The organism is Polaribacter tangerinus (assembly GCF_038024095.1).
Taxonomy (GTDB): Bacteria; Bacteroidota; Bacteroidia; order Flavobacteriales; family Flavobacteriaceae; genus Polaribacter; species Polaribacter tangerinus.
Genome location: NZ_CP150668.1, coordinates 2,030,392 through 2,048,340, shown reverse-complemented (window position 1 = coordinate 2,048,340; position 17,949 = coordinate 2,030,392). Strand labels below are relative to the sequence as shown.

Sequence of the window (17,949 nt, the reverse complement as noted above, 5' to 3'; positions counted from 1 at the left end):
AGTTTAATTTAAATATGTAAAAGTAGTTTTAAGCTCTGTGGTTGAATCTGTTCCAATAAATACGTCAAACTCTCCTGGCTCTGCCACAAACTCTAAATCATAATTATAAAACTTTAAGTCTTCTTGCGAAATTTTAAACGTTACCGTTTTTGTTTCTCCCTTTGCTAGAAAAACTTTTTTAAACCCTTTTAGCTCTTTTACAGGTCTGGTAACAGAGCCTACTATATCTCTAATATACATTTGTACTACTTCTTTACCATCAAAATTTCCGGTATTTGTAACCTCTACAGAAACCTTAATTTCACTATTAGCACTTAAGTCTTTACTGTTTAATTTTAAGTTATTGTAGGTAAAATTGGTATAACTTAAGCCATACCCAAAAGGATATAAAGGTTCGTTTCGAACATCTAAATAATTACTTTTAAATTTTTCAAATTTTCCTTGTTTATTTCCAATAGGCCTTCCTGTATTTTTATGATTGTAAAAAATTGGAACCTGACCAACGTTCATCGGAAATGTAGCAGTAAGTTTCCCTGAAGGATTTACATCTCCAAATAAAACATCTGCAATAGCTAAACCAGCTTCACTGCCAGGAAACCAAGCATTTAAAATAGCTGGAACGTTTTTATCTTCTTCAACTATAGCTAGTGGTCTACCTGTAAAAAGAACTAAAACAACTGGTTTACCTGTTTTTAATAATGCTGTAAGTAAATCTTTTTGAACTTGGGGTATTTGTAAATTGGTAATACTACTGCTTTCACCGCTTCTTTCGGCTGATTCTCCTAAAGCTGCAACAATAACATCCGATTTATTAGCAATTTTAACCGCTTCATTTAGTAATTGAGCATCTGTTCTTTGGTCTCTAGGAATAGTTTTACCAAACATGGTAATTCTTTTTTCTAAATCTAAGTCGTACTCTACATTACTCCCTTTAGCATGTAAAATTTTTACATTTTTACCAGCGACTTTTTGAAGCCCTTCTAGGAGAGGTATAGAATTTTTTTGAACTGTGGCAACACTCCAAGTCCCTGCCATATTTACAGCATTGTTAGCTAATGGACCAATTAATGCAATTGTTCCCGATTTTTTTAGTGGTAAAACATTATTATCATTTTTTAATAATACCATTGATTCTGCAGAAGCTTTTCTTGCAAAATTTCTGTTTTCTGTAGTATAAACTTCGTTTTTAGCTCTGTCTAAATCGCAGTACCTATAAGGATCTTCGAATAAGCCTAACTGATATTTTGCTGTTAAAATTTTAGCAACAGCGTTGTCTATTTCAGACATTGATATTTTATTTTCATCTAAAGATTTTTTTAGTGTATTTAGAAAACCTCCAGAAACCATATCCATTTCAGAACCAGCTTTTAATGCTTGTGCCGAAACTTCTTGCATATTACCAACACCATGATATATCATTTCTTCTATACCTGTATAATCGGTTACAACAAAACCGTTAAATCCCCATTTTTCTCTCAACAACTCTGTTAAAAGCCATTTATTTCCGGTTGCTGGTATCCCATCAATTTCATTAAATGCTGCCATTACAGTTCCAACACCAGCATCTACAGCTGCTTTGTAAGGAGGTAAATATTCATTGTACATTCTCACACGGCTCATATCTACAGTATTATAATCTCTCCCAGCTTCAGGAGCGCCATAAAGAGCAAAATGCTTTACACAGGCTAGTAGGGTATTATTCTTAGATAAATCATCTCCCTGATATCCTCTCACCATTGCTTCTGCAATTCTACTTCCTAAAAAAGCATCTTCTCCAGAACCTTCAGAAACTCTACCCCATCTTGGGTCTCTAGAAATATCTACCATAGGAGAAAAAGTCCAACTTATACCATCTGCAGAGGCTTCTTGAGCTGCTACTCTTGCTGTTTTTTCAATCAAATCTAAATCCCAAGAGGAAGAAAGGCCTAGCGGTATTGGAAATGTAGTCTGATATCCATGAATTACATCCATTGCAAAAATTAATGGTATTTTTAGTCTGCTCTTTTCTACGGCTATTCTTTGAACTTCTCTAATTTTTTCTGCAGACTTAATATTAAACAAACCTCCAACTTTTCCTTCTTCAATATTCTTGGCTACATTAGAACTTTTAGAGGAGCCTGTTGTGATATCTCCCGAAGACGGTAAATTTAACTGACCCAGCTTTTCTTCTATAGTCATTAAAGACAATAAAGAATCTACTTTGTGCTTGAAAGGATTTTTAGTGTTTACAGACTTTTCTTTTACATTACATGCAAAAAATAAAAAAAGGAAAAATGATAAAAATAGAACGTTAAATTTAAATTGTTTCATAGTGTAAAGTTGACTAATTGGTACTTAGTTTGTTTTTTTTATGTTAGAAAATAGCCATGGTAATAACTTTGGTTCTGCAAAAGCAGCATCCCAACTATTATGGTTGGCATTTGCAAATAATGTGAAATTTGGATTTCCACCATTTTTTATAATCCCGCTCACCATTTTTATAGATTCCTCAGGACTTACTACATCATCTTTAGCACCATGAAAAATCCAAAAAGGCACCTTTTTTGCAAATTTTTCTGTAGCCAAAGGGTTTCCTGCACCACATATAGCAAAAGCAGCAGCAAAAATGGTTGGTTTTCTATACACAATTTCAAAAGTTCCCATTCCGCCCATAGACAAACCACCCACATAAATTTGATAGGTATTAACAAAAGGTTTTTGGAGATATTCTTCTAATAACTCAATTACAAGTTGTAATGGTTTTGTAGGAGCTTTGTCTAAAGGAAAGTCTAAACCAATTGGTCTTTTATCTCTGTTTACAACTGCATTAGACCAATATGAGTTTTTAGGACATTGAGGAAAAATTACAATAGAAGAATACCAGTCTCTAACCATTTCACTTGCAAACAAACTACTTCCATGTACCAACTGTCTTTTATTGTCATTACCTCTTTCTCCTGCTCCATGCATGAATAATACTAATGGATATTTCTTTGATGAATCAAAGTTTACAGGCATCATAATTCGATATCTTAAAGTATCATTTTTAGAAACTTTAATTTTCGCCTCATAAAAATTTGAATGCTGTCCTAAAACAAAGTGAGAGGTGCAAACAAAAAAGAATATCATTAATAGTTTACTACTATTTTTTTGCATTTTTAAAAGTTTAATAGTTAAAACCCAACTTATCTAAACCTCTTTTAACATCGGTATTTTGCATGAATAAATTCCACAACAACCCAGTTCTGTAATTTTCTATCATCACAATTTGCGGCCCTTGATCTATGGCTAAGTATGTGTTTGTTACCCAAAAGTTATAATGTGGACTTAATGCATCGTAAAAACCTGCAGGACCTAGTACTTTGTCTTTCTTCTGATATAAATAATGCATTACTTTTAATGATTCCGACGGTGTAAAGGGCGTAGAACTTATGGCTGCTGTAGGAGAAATTACTCCTTTGTCATTTGAAGGACTGTGTGCTGAATAACCTCTGGAACCATCAGGATTTCTCGAATAACTAGCTGTTAAACCCCACAAATCTTCTCCGTAACCAAGATAGTTTTTTGGATTATCAATACAATACTGACGATTGATTTTAGAGTGATTTACTGCAGTATCCCAATAACTGCCATATTGATCTGTTAAATTTCTTGGATCTAATCCTAAAAAAGAATAGTGACTAAAAAATAATGGGCCACCGAAATTAGATCCTCCAGAGTGTCTAAGAACTAAGGGTAATCCGTATTTAGTTGCTGTATTTTTTATGGCACCATTACTTGCCCAACCAGTTTCATAAACCTCTTTAGAAATAGCAAAGTCTGGTGAAGCTGCACCTAAAACATAGGTTATCATAACTTCGTTATAACCGGTGAGTTTTAAATTAATATCAAAACCAAAGTTCGGACTCCAATGCCAATAAAGTGCCTCTTTATTTTGAGTATACCAAGACCACTCTACTCCTTTCCAAAGCGCATCTGCTTTAGTAGCTATCTCCTTTTCTAATACCGAGCCATTTTTTAAATATTCTTTAACACAAATTAATCCTTGTGCTAAAAAAGCTGTTTCTACTAAATCGCCTCCATCATCTTTTGAACTAAAAGGAATTGCTTTACCATCACTACCATTTATCCAATGAGACCAAGCTCCGTGAAATCGATCTGCATTCTCTAAAAAATTGACAATTTTTTGTAATCTTTCTACTCCTTCATTTCTGGTAACAAAGCCCCTTTCTATGGCAACAATTATACTCATCAAACCAAAACCTGTACCACCAGAAGTAACTACATTACTATTTAAGTTAGGATCGTTAGGGTGGTATCTTTCTTTTGCAGCACCAGAATCTGAATTTGCAAAATCCCAAAAATATTTAAAAGTTTCCCTTTGAACTAAATCCAACATTTCATTATCAGATAGTTTTTCTACTACAGGATCGTCAGTAGGCGGTATATATGGTTCTTGATACCCAGGACCATTACTTGAACACCCAAGGAATAACACTAAAAATAACGATATAACTGTAAAATACTTTGCCATAAATATTGTTTTAGTTTATATTTTTTTGTTGAAGAAATATCTATACATTTTATAAAATTAAAGTGATGTAATTGCACCTTTTTAAATGTAAAAATGCATTAGAGATGTATTTATTTGTTTAAGCTGTATTTTTTCAAATACAGCTTAAACTCATTAATAAAAAAAATTAAACATGAAAAATAAACGTATGTTGTTATACACAACTACATGATGTCTTTTATTTCTTGTTGGGTTAAGGCTTTATTAAACAAATGTAATTCGTCTAAAAAGCTCAGGTCTTCATTATGATTCCAACCATTAAAACGAGGAGAACCAGACATAATTGATAAAATATCACAGCCTGTAAAATCGACACCTGTTATATCACTTTCTTTAACAATTTCTCCGTTGATATATACAATAGCTTTTGTTGGCGAAATTGTAAAGGCAAGGTGTACCCATTCATTTGCGGTAGGATCTACATCTGCTGCAGTACCTCCATCTACCCAAGTATCTGCCGTACCGTTTCCGACATTAAGTTTAAAACGTTGATTTCCTCCAGCATTTTCACGGAAAAACCTAAATCCAAATTTTCTATTGTTTTGCTTATCTGCAGCTTTACCATCGTCTACTGGCCCCATCACTAAAACTCCTGCTCTATCTGGGGTTGCATTTAGTTTATGCCACATTGTTGCTGTAAAAGACTCTCCTTGCAAGCCATCTGTTGGCATTGTTAAATAAGACCCAACAGCACCTGCATACGCATTACTTCCTTTTTTTGCTTCACCTGCAAAAGTAGGTGTACCTACTTCAGTTGCTAATGCACCAGTAACAATATTTGAATAATTATCGTTGAAAGGCATGTATAATGTCTCTCCATCTGCTGGTTTATAAGGATTTGTTACACCTATAATGTTTTGGACTTCAGCGCGAGTTAATGCTTTATTAAATATCCTTAAATCATCCATATAACTTCCGTCATACTTATGATTCCACCCATTAAATCTTGGCTCACCAGACATAATTGATAAAATATCACAACCTGTCCAATCTACACCACCTGTTAGTGTTGATTGTTTCGCTAAGTTACCGTTAATATACACATTTGCTTCGGTAGCAGAAATTGTAAAAGAAATATGTACCCAATCATTTGAATTAGGATCTATATCTGCAGCAGCACCTCCATCTACCCAAGTGTCTCTTGTACCATTACCTACGTTTAACTTAATTCGTTGTTTTCCTCCTGCATTTTCTCTAAACAGTCTAAATCCGTTTTTCCTATTATTTTGACTATCATCAGCTTTACCTTCATCAACAGGACCTACTACTAATAAGCCTGCTCTGTCTGGTGTTGCATTAACTTTATACCAAAAAGAGGCACTAAACTCACTTCCTAAACTTAAATTAGATGTTGGAAAAGAAAGGTATGAATTTTCTGCACCTGCATAAGCATTGGTACCTACAACTGCTTCACCTGCAAAACCAGGTGTTCCTATTTGTGGTGTTGGAGTTACTGATATTAATTCTGTATAATCTCCATCAAAAGCCCAAAAAGCAACTTCGTTTGGAAATAATGGTACATATGGTGGTTCTTTTTCGAAAGTAACAGAAGAAGTTGTTGTTTTACCATCTAAATCTGTTGCTACCACTTCTACTACATGAACACCCGTGGTAACGTTATCAAAAGTAATTTCATCTATTACTTTTCTATAATCTTTAAAGTTAGAAAAAGTACCAATTTGTGTATTGTTCACTTTTACTGCAATATTCCCTACTTCAATATCGTCTGTTACTTCAAACTTTATATCTATTGGCACTACTTTTTCATTTACCTTTAGTTTAAAACCATCTGCAGGAAATATAATTTTAACAACAGGGGCTGTTTCGTCTGCATTAGGACTTACGGCTGTTATTGGGTCGATGTTATCATTGGTACATGCTAAGAAAAATAGCACACAAAATGATATTATGATTGATATTTTTGTTTTCATAATTTTAATTGTTGTTTATGTAGTCTCTTAAAATAAAACTTTGATCTATTTGAGCTTGAGGATATGGCAAAAATCTTTTTTCCATTGTAAAACTTCTACCTTCATAATTAAGTTCATTTACCTTTTCTAAACGCACCATATCATAATACCTAATTCCCCATTCCATTGCTAGCTCTGCAAATTTCTCATCTAACACATCTTGTGTAGTTACACCACTTAATGTACCCATTTTGGCTCTTAATCTTACTGTATTAACAGCTTGATCTGCAGTACCAGCAGTACCATTAGCACCACGTGTTAATGCTTCTGCGTACATTAATAATACTTCCGAATACCTTATAACTGTATAGTTTTTATTAGTTCCGTAGCTAGTTCTACCAGGCGTTAGTTGAACAGAAGGTAAATAATGTTTACCACTAGCAAACAAGGCTCTGGAATAATTATTTATTCTATCTCCATCTCTAGTTGTATTCGATACAAAAGATGGTAGACTAGTGTAACCATCTGCAATCAATTCATCTATACCTGCATCAGTAAATAGTACACTTGTTTCTAAACGAACAGTTTCATTTCTATCGAGCATAAATTTTATAAACTTTTTACTTGGCTCATAAAAGCCCCATCCGCTAGTAGCACCTGCTACTGCTGGTGTCCAATTCTGAGAACCATAAAAAGCATATAAGTGCCCAACGTTTTCACCAGATGACTGACCAAAATCTGAATATTGAATTTCTAAAATATTCTCTTTAGCAAGTTTACCTGGAATTTTAAATAAGTTATAAAAATCGTTGTATAGCTCAAATTTATTCGACTTTATAACTTCACCAGCTGCGTCTGCTACCGCTTGATAGTTTTTAAGTTCTAAATTTGCCATAGCTTTTACTGTGTATGCTGTATACTTAGTTATACCTCCTGGAATGTCTCCTCTTAAAGCTGGGTTTACATCTAAGAGATTTGGCACAGCTTCATCCATTTGTTCAGAAATCCATTGCATAATCTCATCCTTTGGTAACACTTCAATTTGTGTTTGATCTGGAGTGTCTATCTTGTATACGTCTCCAAAAACCTTAGAAAGTTGAAGCGTTACAAAAGCCCTTAATGTTTTACATTCTGCAATATATTGATCGATCAACTTTGCATCTACACCATTTTCTTTAAAAGCCTTTAACTGATCTATTTGTACTGTAATTTGAAGTACGTCTTGAAACCAACTTTGCCATAAACTATTATACATCCAGTAGTTGTTATCGTAAATAAAACTATCTGTATCTGCAAAACCTTGTTGATCTCCTTTTCCTCCTGAATTTACATCGTCTCCACGAACAGAAATTAGTGGAATTTGCTCCCAACCTACACTTTGAAAAGCTCTGTAAGCACCAATTAATGCTCCTTGTGCACCTTCTGCACTAGTGTAATCTATATCTCCTTGAATTACAACTAGCTCTTGTTCTTCATTTAACTTGTCGCTACAATTAAGAAATAATACGGATGAAGTTAGTAGAAAAACTACTCTTAATATCATATTTTTTTTCATGATTACTCTTTTTTAAAATTTTATTTTTACACCTAAACTATATACTGATGGAACTGGGTATGTTTGTAAATCTACACCATCAAAACCAACTTCTGGGTTAAAACCATTAAAGCTTTTTGTAGAAATAAATGGTCTATCCGCAGTAAATGATAGTCTAATATCTGGTAAGTTTTGAACACTTAAATTGTACGCTAATTGAATATTTTGTACTCTGAAGAAATCTCCTTCATCTAACCAAAAACCAGACATTCTTTGGTTCCATAGTTGTCTGTATCCTTCTGAAGATGGATATGAATTTGATGTTCCTTCTCCTCTCCATCTATTAATGGCAAGTTGCGCATCTACATTTCTACCTTGAGTTCTTATAACTTCTGCACGGTTTCTGTTCAGAATAACATTTCCTCCTTGACCATAAACTTGAACAGATAGTTCGAAATCTTTATAGTTTAAACCTAAATTTGCACCATAATAATATGTTGGAACCGGAGAGCCTAAATGAGTTCTATCCTGAGCATCTAAAACACCATCGTTATTTAAATCTTTATATCTAAAGTAACCTGGCTTTACAACTACTCCATCATTAATTGCAGCTTGTGCTGTAGGGTCTGCTGCTATTTCTGCATTGTTTTGATAAACACCATCTAATACCCAACCGTAAAATACATTAATCGGTTGTCCTACTTCTAATCGTTGTCTAAACTCTGCACTTCCTCTATCTAAATGAGGTTGACCTTCTAGATCTGTAATTTCATTTTTAATAGAGCTAAAGTTACCAGATAAAGATAAGCTTAAATCATCGGTAAGCTTTTGATTCCAACCTGCCGTAAGTTCGAAACCTTTGTTACGAACACTTCCTACATTTTGAAAACTTACATCTGTACCAACAAGAGGTAGTACTGGTATCGCTAAATTTTTTGTGTCTTTAATAAAATAGTCTAACTCTAAAGACAGCCTATTATCGAATAAATTTGCCGTTGCTCCAACGTTCAGCTCTTCTGTAAACTCCCAACCTAAATCATCTGCTGCTGTAGAAAATTGAAAACCTGTATATTGATTGTCGTTAAAAACAGTAGATGTGGTATTTGCACTCTGAGGTATACTTGCAGGTACAGCATCATTTGCTAATCTACCCCAACCAGCTCTTAACTTTAAAAAATTAAAGTTTTTTGGTGCTCCAAAAAAGTCTTCTCTAGAAACTACCCATGCCAAACCTACTGCAGGTAAATGCACATAAGTTTGATCGTATTTATTACTTCCTTCTGCTCTGTATGTGGCATAAGCAATATATTTGTCTAAATACTTATAAGAAGCTCTTCCAAAATAAGAAAATCCGTAAAATCTACTTCCACCATCATAAGCAATTCTACTATCAGGAGCTGTATTATTAATATACCATGTTTTCTCATTATCTCTTAAAAAAGCGCCACTTGGGTCGAAATTACCATTTGCTCCAAAGCTTCTAAAATAATCATCTCTAAAAGAGGTTCCTGCAAGAAAGGTTAAGTCATGATCTCCAAAAGAATTTGTGTAAGTTAATACATTATCAATAATGTAATTTTCTTGTACACTGTTATTTCTTGTAATAGAAGACTGCTCTGTTTGTCTTTGAAAGTTATCGGAAATATAATAAGGCAACAAAACATTTCTATCATTCGTTGCTCTGTAATTATATGATAACGTCGATTTAAACTTTAACTTATTTGGTATAATGGTAAAGTCGGTGTAAATATTTGCTGTTGTTCTTCTTCTTTCTCCTCTTCTATCTGAGTTATTTAAAAGTGGAAAAGGATTTTGACTTCCTCTATAGCCAATTTCTCTTGCATCTGCATATGGTGTAGAAGTTGCATCTGTAAAGTTTTGATCTGTAACTGGCAAAATTGGCACTGCATAATAAGTAAGTTGCCAGGCAGAACCTTCATCTGCATACTTTACTGCTCTACTGTTTAAAAAATTAGCTCCAACAGTAAGCCAATCTCTCACTTTTGCATCTACCTTAGCTCTTAAGTTAAATCTTTCAAAGCTATTTTTCATTTTTAAAATTCCTTCTTGAAATAAGAAATTTCCACCAACAGAGTATGCAACTTTATCGGTACCTCCATTTACTTGAATATCGTGATTAGATATTTCTGCAACACGTAGAGTTTCTTTATACCAATCTGTATTAACATCAGGAATATTAGGGTTAATTCTACTTCTTCCAAAACGCTGCATAGCCATATCTATGCTTGCTATTTCAGAGGCAGATCCAGACTCTAAAGCAAAGGTTGTAAATTGCTCTGCATTAGCCATTTTTAATACATTTTGAGCTCTCTGAATACCATAACTAGAAGTATATTCAATTTGAGCTTTTTTATTAAATCTCCCTCCCTTAGTAGTTACTAAAACAACTCCGTTTGCTGCACGAACACCATAGATTGCTGAGGCAGAAGCATCTTTAAGAATTGAAATATCGCTAATTTCAGAAGCATTTAAAAAATCTATACTATTGTAAAACATTCCATCTACAACATATAATGGTGCAGAATTACCATACAAAGAGTTTATACCTCTAATATTTACCTCTGGAGTATCTCCTGGAGATCCTTTACTACTAATTTGAACACCTGCAACTTGCCCCTGAAAACCCTGAACAACCTGAGAGGTTTGAACTTTTGCTATTTCTGAGGTTTCAATAGTTGAAATAGCGCTAGTTAAATCTGCCTTTTTCTGAGTACCGTACCCTACGATAACGATTTCATCTAAAGACTCTACATCTTCCTCTAAATATACATTAATTGTTGTTTGGTTCTGAACAGTAATTTCTTTGGTTTTATAACCAATAGAACTAAACTGTAAAACGTCACCTTTATTAACCTTGATGGCATACTTCCCATCAAAATCTGCACTAAAACCTTTAGTAGTTCCTTTCACTAGTATTCCAGCACCTGGCACAGGCTCTTTGGTTACTGCATCGGATACCACACCGGTAATGGTTATGTTTTGTGCCGAAATAGATATTGACACAAGAAAAAACATTAGTAAAATAATTTTAGTTTTCATATTTTGATTGTAAAATTTAAGTTCGATATAAAACTACAATACATTTTTTATTGAAAAATAAATTAACATACTTTTTAATTACGTCAAAAACCAAAAAGAGTAAAAAAATTGGAATTGACGTAGATTACAGCAAGCATATATTGGGAGAAATCAATTTATTTTTTAAAATTGACGTAGTTATGACGTATGCTAAATAAACAGAAAAAACAATTCTATAACACTATTTGTTGTAATTTAATAAAAAATCAACTAGAGAATTATCATTATCTAAATTCATCTTCTTTTTTAGCCTGTATCTTATTGTTTCTACGCCTCTTACAGAAATATTCATCAAAGGTGCAATTTCTTTTGATGTTAAATTCATTTTGATGTATGCACAGATTTTTAAATCTTTTCGAGATAAATTTGGAAACTCTTTAGATAAACTATCAAAAAACTCTGCATGAACCTGATTAAAGTTATACTCAAAAACTTGCCATTCATCTTCGTGACCAATGGAGCTATCAATTTTTTTCAACAACTTTTTATAAGCATATAAGTTTTCAAAATTATTTTTATTCTGAATTAACTCTGCTTTTATACCTAGCATAGATTCATTTTTCTTAATAATAGCCATTGCAGTATTGGCCAATTGTTTACTTTTTAACTTTAATTCTCTTTCCAAAGAATCGTTTTTAAGTTGAATAATTTTCTTTGTATTTTCTGCTGTTTGTTCTTTAATTAATGCTTTCTGCTCTAAATCATGTTTAAGTTTTATAAGTCGTTGTTCTTTGGCTATTTTTCTTTTGTGAAGATAAAAAAACAAAAGACTTAAAATGAATACTAAGACAATGTAGAACAAAAACCCAGAAATTCCTTTATACCATGGCGAAAGCACATTAAGTGTTACTGCAAGAACTTCAGATTTATTTCCTAAATTATGACTAGTTCTCAGGTTAATTTTTTGTTGTCCGTAGCCAATATTTGTTAATTTTAATGAGTCTCCTTCAATTTTATTCCATACATCAACCGAGTTGTTTCCAACAGAATATTCAAAATAAAAATCTTTAGAGTTAGAGGAAGACAAAGCAATTGCAACCTGATTTTGGTATGGTATTGATGCATCTTCAATAGAATCTAAATCTAAAAAATAATCATTTACCTTAACACTTTCTAAAACGGGTGGATACACCTCTATTGGATCTCTGTTACCATTAGTTCCTAGTACCATAAAACCGTCATTAAGGTTTAAAACCATTTTGTTGTTTGATAGTTTTGAGATATTCTCGTGACCAATAATCAACTTATTGTTAATATACTTTTGAGGTATAATGGATTGCTCTTTAAAATCTGATAATGAGGTAAAATACACAAATTTGTGATTTTTAAAAGCTAAAATATCAGCATCACTTTCGGAAATAACATATGCATCTCTACCAAACTTTTCATTTAAAAGATCATAGGACACAATACTATCTAAAATTGGTTCATATCGGTACCAACCATCATTTGCTTTGAAACAAATTTCGTTCTTAATTTTGTAAACTCGGGTATTAAAATCTGATTTCAATCCTTTGTTTTTATAGTCTACAACATCTAAAATACTATCATAATTTCGATTAAAATTAACCCTAAAAACACCTTTACTTGCATGTGTAGCCCAAGCAGTATGTGTATCTTGAAAAACCAAAAATTTTAATGGGCTAGTTGTTTTACCTAGGTGAGTAGAAACCCATGAATCATTTTCTTTATGAAATTTTACCAAACCTGCATATGTTCCTTGAACATATAAATTATCTTTACCAGGAACTTTCTTAATAACCCATCCACCAGTATAAGGAGATATTTGAATAAATTCTTTATTTTTTATCACATATGTACCATTATTATGACCACAAAACAGTTCTCCCTCAATAACTTTTAAATCCCAAACCTGACCTTGAGATCCTTCTATAAACTGAATTTTATTTGTTTCATCTAAATAATAAAGCCCTGTATTACTTCCTATAAAAGTTACTCCATTGTATGAAACAACATCATATACAGCTCCTAACTTACCTGAATAATCTTTATAAAAAAAATGATCTGACAACACCTCTACTGAAGCCAAACCGTTATCTAAACCAACCCATAGTCTGCTTTTATCTAAAAATTGATATAGTGTAGTGTTATTTGCTAATCCGTTTTCTTTATTTAAATGATACAAAATAGTACCATTGTAATCTGCAAAATAAAGACCGTTTTGAATAGTTCCGAAAACATGTAAATTTGAACTTACTTGAGAATAACTATTTAACTGATAAGCTTTTAAAAAATCATTAACATTAGTATTCCAAGGCTTTAACTTTTTTCCATCAAAAATAAAACAGCCATTTAAAGCGGTAGTAATCAATAAATTTTTGTTAAATTGATTGATGGAAATAACCTTTGTATTAATTAATTGCTTATTAGCTAGAAAGGGAATTAATTGAGTTCCTTTTAATAAAAAAATTCCATCTTTAAGCGTAGATACATAAAAGTTATCTCCAACGACATCAGTAGAAATAACCGTTGAGGTTGGCTTAATTTTTATAATTTCATTGTTTTTAAAAACATAAACGTTTAAAAATGATCTAAAAACAATAGCTCCTCCAAATGAAGAAATTTGCCAAATTTCTTCATTTAAAAAGTTTCTATCTAAATTATTAGTTAGTGAAGTATAGGTTAAAACACCTTTTCGATCCTTTTTCCAAAATCCAAACTCTTCATAAGAGCCTGTATAAACAACATCTTTGTAAGCGTATACCGAACGAATAGTTGTTTTATTTGGCAACTGATATAGTTTCCAATTTATACCATTAAAAACAAGTAAACCTCTATGATTTGCAACGTAGAGTTTGCCATCGCTTGCTTTTGAAATTCCCCAATTTTGATTTCCTGCACTATATTGCGTAAGAGAATAATTTTGAAAATATGGAATATATTGTCCGTAACAATTTGAATTCAGAAAAAACAAACTTATTGTTAAAAAGAAAAATAAAGATTTTCTCATTTAGATCTAATTTTACTTCAAATTAAAGACTTTAAATATAAAAAATAAATAAAAGACTATGAAATAAACAAACTACAAACTTGTTCCTAATTATTTTTCTATTTTTGAAAGAAATAAAACTTTTAATATCAATGAGTACAATTCAATCATATATCAAAGAACATAAAGAAAGGTTTATAAACGAACTTATCTCGATGTTAAAAATACCCTCTGTAAGTGCAGACAAAGCATACAAAAAAGAGGTATTAAATACTGCAGATTTTGTTTTAGAAAGTTTAAAGAAAGCTGGTTGTGATAGGGTTGAAACTTGCGAAACTCCTGGATATCCTATCATTTATGGAGAAAAAATAATAGACAAAAATCTACCTACTGTTTTAGTATATGGCCATTATGATGTTCAACCGCCAGACCCCATAGAACTATGGTCTTCTCCTCCTTTTGAACCCGTTATTAAAAATACAAAAAATCATCCCGAAGGAGCCATTTTTGCAAGAGGTGCATGTGATGATAAAGGCCAAATGTATATGCATGTAAAAGCACTAGAATACATGACAAATACTGGTAATTTGCCTTGTAATGTAAAGTTTATGATTGAAGGCGAAGAAGAAGTTGGCTCAGAAAGTTTGGCGTGGTTTGTTCCAAGAAATAAAGAAAAATTAGCTAATGATGTTATCTTAATTTCCGACACTGGTATGATTGCAAACGATATTCCTTCAATAACCACTGGTTTACGTGGTTTGAGTTATGTTGAGGTAGAAGTTACAGGTCCGAACAGAGATTTACACTCAGGACTTTATGGCGGTGCCGTAGCAAATCCTATTAATATTTTATCGAAAATGATTGCTTCTTTACACGATGAAAATAACCGCATAACAATTCCTGGCTTTTACGATAAAGTAGAAGAACTATCTAAAGAAGAAAGAACTGAAATGGCAAAAGCCCCTTTTTCTATTGAAAATTACAAAAGTGCTATTGGTATAGGAGATGTTCATGGCGAGGAAAACTATACAACAAACGAAAGAAATTCGATAAGGCCAACTTTAGATGTGAATGGAATTTGGGGTGGCTACACTGGTGAAGGTGCTAAAACCGTTATTTCTAGTAAGGCTTATGCAAAAATTTCTATGCGTTTGGTTCCCAATCAAGATTGGAAAGATATTACGCAACTATTTAAAAATCATTTCGAAAACATTGCTCCGAAATCTGTTAAAGTGGTTGTTAAACCTCACCATGGAGGCCAAGGTTATGTAACCCCAATAGATACAATTGCATATAAAGCTGCTAGTAAAGCGTATGAAACTACTTTTGGTAAAACTCCTATTCCGCAAAGAAGTGGTGGTAGCATTCCAATAGTATCACTATTTGAAAAAGAATTAAAAAGTAAAACAATTTTAATGGGCTTTGGCTTAAATTCAGATGCAATTCACTCACCCGACGAACATTTTGGAATTTGGAATTATTTAAAAGGAATAGAAACTATTCCGTATTTTTATAAATATTTTACAGAATTAACAATCAATAAATAAACGAATTTACTATGAAAACACCTATTTTCAATTTTTTTACAAGTTGCTCCTTACTTCTTGTTTTAGTTGGATGCACCAGCGCAAATAAACAGAAACAGTTTACTGTAGCAGAATATGAAGCTGCAGCAAAACATATGGATAGAGGTTTATATAGCAAAGTATTGCACCAAGTTTCTGGCAGTACTTTTATAAACAGTAACCACCTCTTATATACCACTAACACAAAAGATGGCAAAAAGTTTATTTTAGTAAACACAGATTCTAAAACAAAAAATGATGCTTTTGATCAAGAAAAATTAGCAAAAAAATTATCCGAAGAAAAAAATGACACTTTTAAGGCATCAGAATTACCTATATATGATGTTACACTTTCTGAAGATTTAGAAACCCTTTACTTTTCAATTAATAGAGAAAAATATAGTTACAACATTAAAGAAAACTCTTTAACGAAAAAAAGCAACTCATTACAAAAAACAAGTAGAAAAGAACATGTTTCTCCGAATGGAAAACTGGCTGCATATATATACAACTATAACCTTTGGATTAGAGATTTAACCACCAATAAAAAGACTCAGCTTACTTTTGATGGAAAAAAAGACTATGGTTACGCAACGAACAATGCCGGTTGGACAAAAAGTGATGGAGCAGTTTTAAAGTGGTCTCCAAATTCAGATAAAATTGCAACTTTTCAACAAGATGCAAGAGGTGTTGGAATGATGTATCTTACCGCTACAAATGTTGGTCATCCGAAATTAGAAGCTTGGAAACATCCATTGCCTGGCGATGAAAAAATATTTACCATAGAAAGGGTAATCATTCATTTAGGAAATACCCCTAAAACAGTTCGTTTAAAAATGAAACCCGATTTTCAGCGAGGCACTACAACAGATCATATTGCAGACTGGAATAACGAACTTTTAGATGCACAATGGAACAAAGAGGGAACAAAATTTGCATTTGTTTCTGGCTCTAGAGATCATAAAATAGCACATTTACAAATAGCAGACGCCCAAACAGGGGGGGTTACATCTATTCATAAAGAAGAGGTTGAAACCTACTACGAGTCTGGTGTAAATGCAGAAAATTGGCGAGTTTTATTCGACTCTAACGAGTTTATATGGTACTCAGAAAAAACAGACTGGGGACATATATACCTGTACGATTTAACTACAAAAAAGCTTAAAAATCAAATAACAAGTGGTAATTTCATTGTAAAACAAGTTGTGAATGTTGATGAAAAAAATAGACAAATTTATTTCACTGCAGGATGCAAAGAAGAAGGAAATCCCTACCATAATTATTATTATAAAGTAAATTTTGATGGGAGTAACTTTACAAATTTAACACCTGATAAAGGAACACATAAAGCCATTTTTTCAAATAATAACAATTTAATTATAGATACCTATTCTACAACTAGTATACCTCCCACTACTGTATTAAGAAATAGTATTGGAGAAAAAATAATGGAATTAGAAACTGCCGATATTTCTGAATTGATAAAAAATAATTGGCAAGCTCCTAACGAATTTTCTGTAAAGGCAAGAGATGAAAAAACAGATTTATACGGTGTCTTATTTTTACCATCTCACTACAACGAAAACAACAAATATCCGGTATTAAATTACATTTATCCAGGACCTCAATCTGGCTCTGTTGGTAACTACAGCTTTAGACCTGTCTGGAGAGATTTTCAAGCAGTTGCCGAATTAGGTTTTGTAGTAGTTGCTGTAGATGCTATGGGAACTCCTATGAGGTCTAAATCGTTTCACGATTTCTATTATGGAAATATGGGAGACAATGGCTTACCAGACAATATTACTGCAATTAAACAATTGGCAAAAAAGTACAAAGGTATGGACATAGATAGAGTAGGAATTTGGGGGCATTCAGGTGGTGGTTTCGCCTCTACCAGAGCTGTTTTTGCTTATCCAGATTTTTATGATGTTGCTGTTTCTGGGGCTGGAAATCATGACAACCGAAATTATGAAGCTGATTGGGGAGAAAAGTGGCAAGGACTTCTAGAAAAAGGAAATATAGAAGGAAAAGCAGACGGAACTACAAATTACGACAATCAAGCAAATCAATTAATTGCAAAAGATTTAAAAGGAAAATTATTAATTACTCATGGTTCTATGGATGATAATGTACCTCCTTCTAACACAATGCTAGTAGTAGAAGCGCTTATTAATGCCAATAAAGATTTTGACATGATAATTTTTCCAAATCAAAGACATGGTTACGGAAAAATGACCAATTATATGACAAGAAAACGTTGGGATTATTTTGTAACTCACCTTTTAAATGCTAAACCAGCAGAAGGTTTTCAACTAAAGTAAAACTATATTCATTAAAAC

At 32.6% G+C, this 17,949-nt stretch carries 9 protein-coding genes; 2 read left to right on the top strand and 7 right to left on the bottom strand.

What is annotated here, in order from left to right:
• Window positions 1-3: 3 nt before the first annotated feature.
• From bglX to WHD54_RS08895, 7 genes are all read right to left on the bottom strand, one after another.
• Window positions 4-2,310: a beta-glucosidase BglX gene (gene bglX / locus WHD54_RS08925; protein WP_088323758.1), complete on the bottom strand. Its 2,307-nt coding sequence runs from the start codon at window positions 2,308-2,310 to the stop codon at window positions 4-6.
• A gap of 24 nt (window positions 2,311-2,334) precedes the next feature.
• Window positions 2,335-3,135, bottom strand: a complete 801-nt coding sequence (locus WHD54_RS08920) for a phospholipase (RefSeq protein WP_233130989.1) — start codon at window positions 3,133-3,135, stop codon at window positions 2,335-2,337.
• A 10-nt stretch (window positions 3,136-3,145) separates the two neighbouring features.
• Window positions 3,146-4,513, bottom strand: coding sequence for a glucoamylase family protein (locus WHD54_RS08915; RefSeq protein ID WP_088323759.1), 1,368 nt, complete (start codon window positions 4,511-4,513; stop codon window positions 3,146-3,148).
• A gap of 203 nt (window positions 4,514-4,716) precedes the next feature.
• Window positions 4,717-6,483 carry a LamG-like jellyroll fold domain-containing protein gene (locus WHD54_RS08910; protein WP_088323760.1) on the bottom strand — a complete coding sequence of 589 codons (1,767 nt, stop codon included), beginning with the start codon at window positions 6,481-6,483 and terminating at the stop codon, window positions 4,717-4,719.
• Between the two features lie 4 nt (window positions 6,484-6,487).
• Window positions 6,488-8,017 (bottom strand): RagB/SusD family nutrient uptake outer membrane protein, encoded by a 1,530-nt coding sequence (locus WHD54_RS08905; RefSeq protein ID WP_088323761.1) that lies wholly within the window; start codon window positions 8,015-8,017, stop codon window positions 6,488-6,490.
• 12 nt (window positions 8,018-8,029) lie between these two features.
• Entirely contained in the window at window positions 8,030-11,056 is a 3,027-nt protein-coding gene (locus WHD54_RS08900; RefSeq protein WP_088323762.1) for a SusC/RagA family TonB-linked outer membrane protein, read from the bottom strand.
• A 220-nt stretch (window positions 11,057-11,276) separates the two neighbouring features.
• Window positions 11,277-14,066 carry a helix-turn-helix and ligand-binding sensor domain-containing protein gene (locus WHD54_RS08895; RefSeq protein WP_088323763.1) on the bottom strand — a complete coding sequence of 930 codons (2,790 nt, stop codon included), beginning with the start codon at window positions 14,064-14,066 and terminating at the stop codon, window positions 11,277-11,279.
• A 131-nt stretch (window positions 14,067-14,197) separates the two neighbouring features.
• Here WHD54_RS08895 and WHD54_RS08890 point away from each other — a divergent pair, with 131 nt between their 5' ends.
• Window positions 14,198-15,592 carry a dipeptidase gene (locus WHD54_RS08890; protein ID WP_088323764.1) on the top strand — a complete coding sequence of 465 codons (1,395 nt, stop codon included), beginning with the start codon at window positions 14,198-14,200 and terminating at the stop codon, window positions 15,590-15,592.
• An 11-nt stretch (window positions 15,593-15,603) separates the two neighbouring features.
• Window positions 15,604-17,931, top strand: coding sequence for a S9 family peptidase (locus tag WHD54_RS08885; protein WP_088323765.1), 2,328 nt, complete (start codon window positions 15,604-15,606; stop codon window positions 17,929-17,931).
• The last annotated feature ends 18 nt before the right edge of the window (window positions 17,932-17,949 follow it).

Bases quoted from the DNA above. Each gene is read 5' to 3' on its own strand.
- bglX (WP_088323758.1), bottom strand. From the start codon at position 2,310: ATGAAACAATTTAAATTTAACGTTCTATTTTTATCATTTTTCCTTTTT.
- WHD54_RS08920 (WP_233130989.1), bottom strand. From the start codon at position 3,135: ATGCAAAAAAATAGTAGTAAACTATTAATGATATTCTTTTTTGTTTGC.
- WHD54_RS08915 (WP_088323759.1), bottom strand. From the start codon at position 4,513: ATGGCAAAGTATTTTACAGTTATATCGTTATTTTTAGTGTTATTCCTT.
- WHD54_RS08910 (WP_088323760.1), bottom strand. From the start codon at position 6,483: ATGAAAACAAAAATATCAATCATAATATCATTTTGTGTGCTATTTTTC.
- WHD54_RS08905 (WP_088323761.1), bottom strand. From the start codon at position 8,017: ATGAAAAAAAATATGATATTAAGAGTAGTTTTTCTACTAACTTCATCC.
- WHD54_RS08900 (WP_088323762.1), bottom strand. From the start codon at position 11,056: ATGAAAACTAAAATTATTTTACTAATGTTTTTTCTTGTGTCAATATCT.
- WHD54_RS08895 (WP_088323763.1), bottom strand. From the start codon at position 14,066: ATGAGAAAATCTTTATTTTTCTTTTTAACAATAAGTTTGTTTTTTCTG.
- WHD54_RS08890 (WP_088323764.1), top strand. From the start codon at position 14,198: ATGAGTACAATTCAATCATATATCAAAGAACATAAAGAAAGGTTTATA.
- WHD54_RS08885 (WP_088323765.1), top strand. From the start codon at position 15,604: ATGAAAACACCTATTTTCAATTTTTTTACAAGTTGCTCCTTACTTCTT.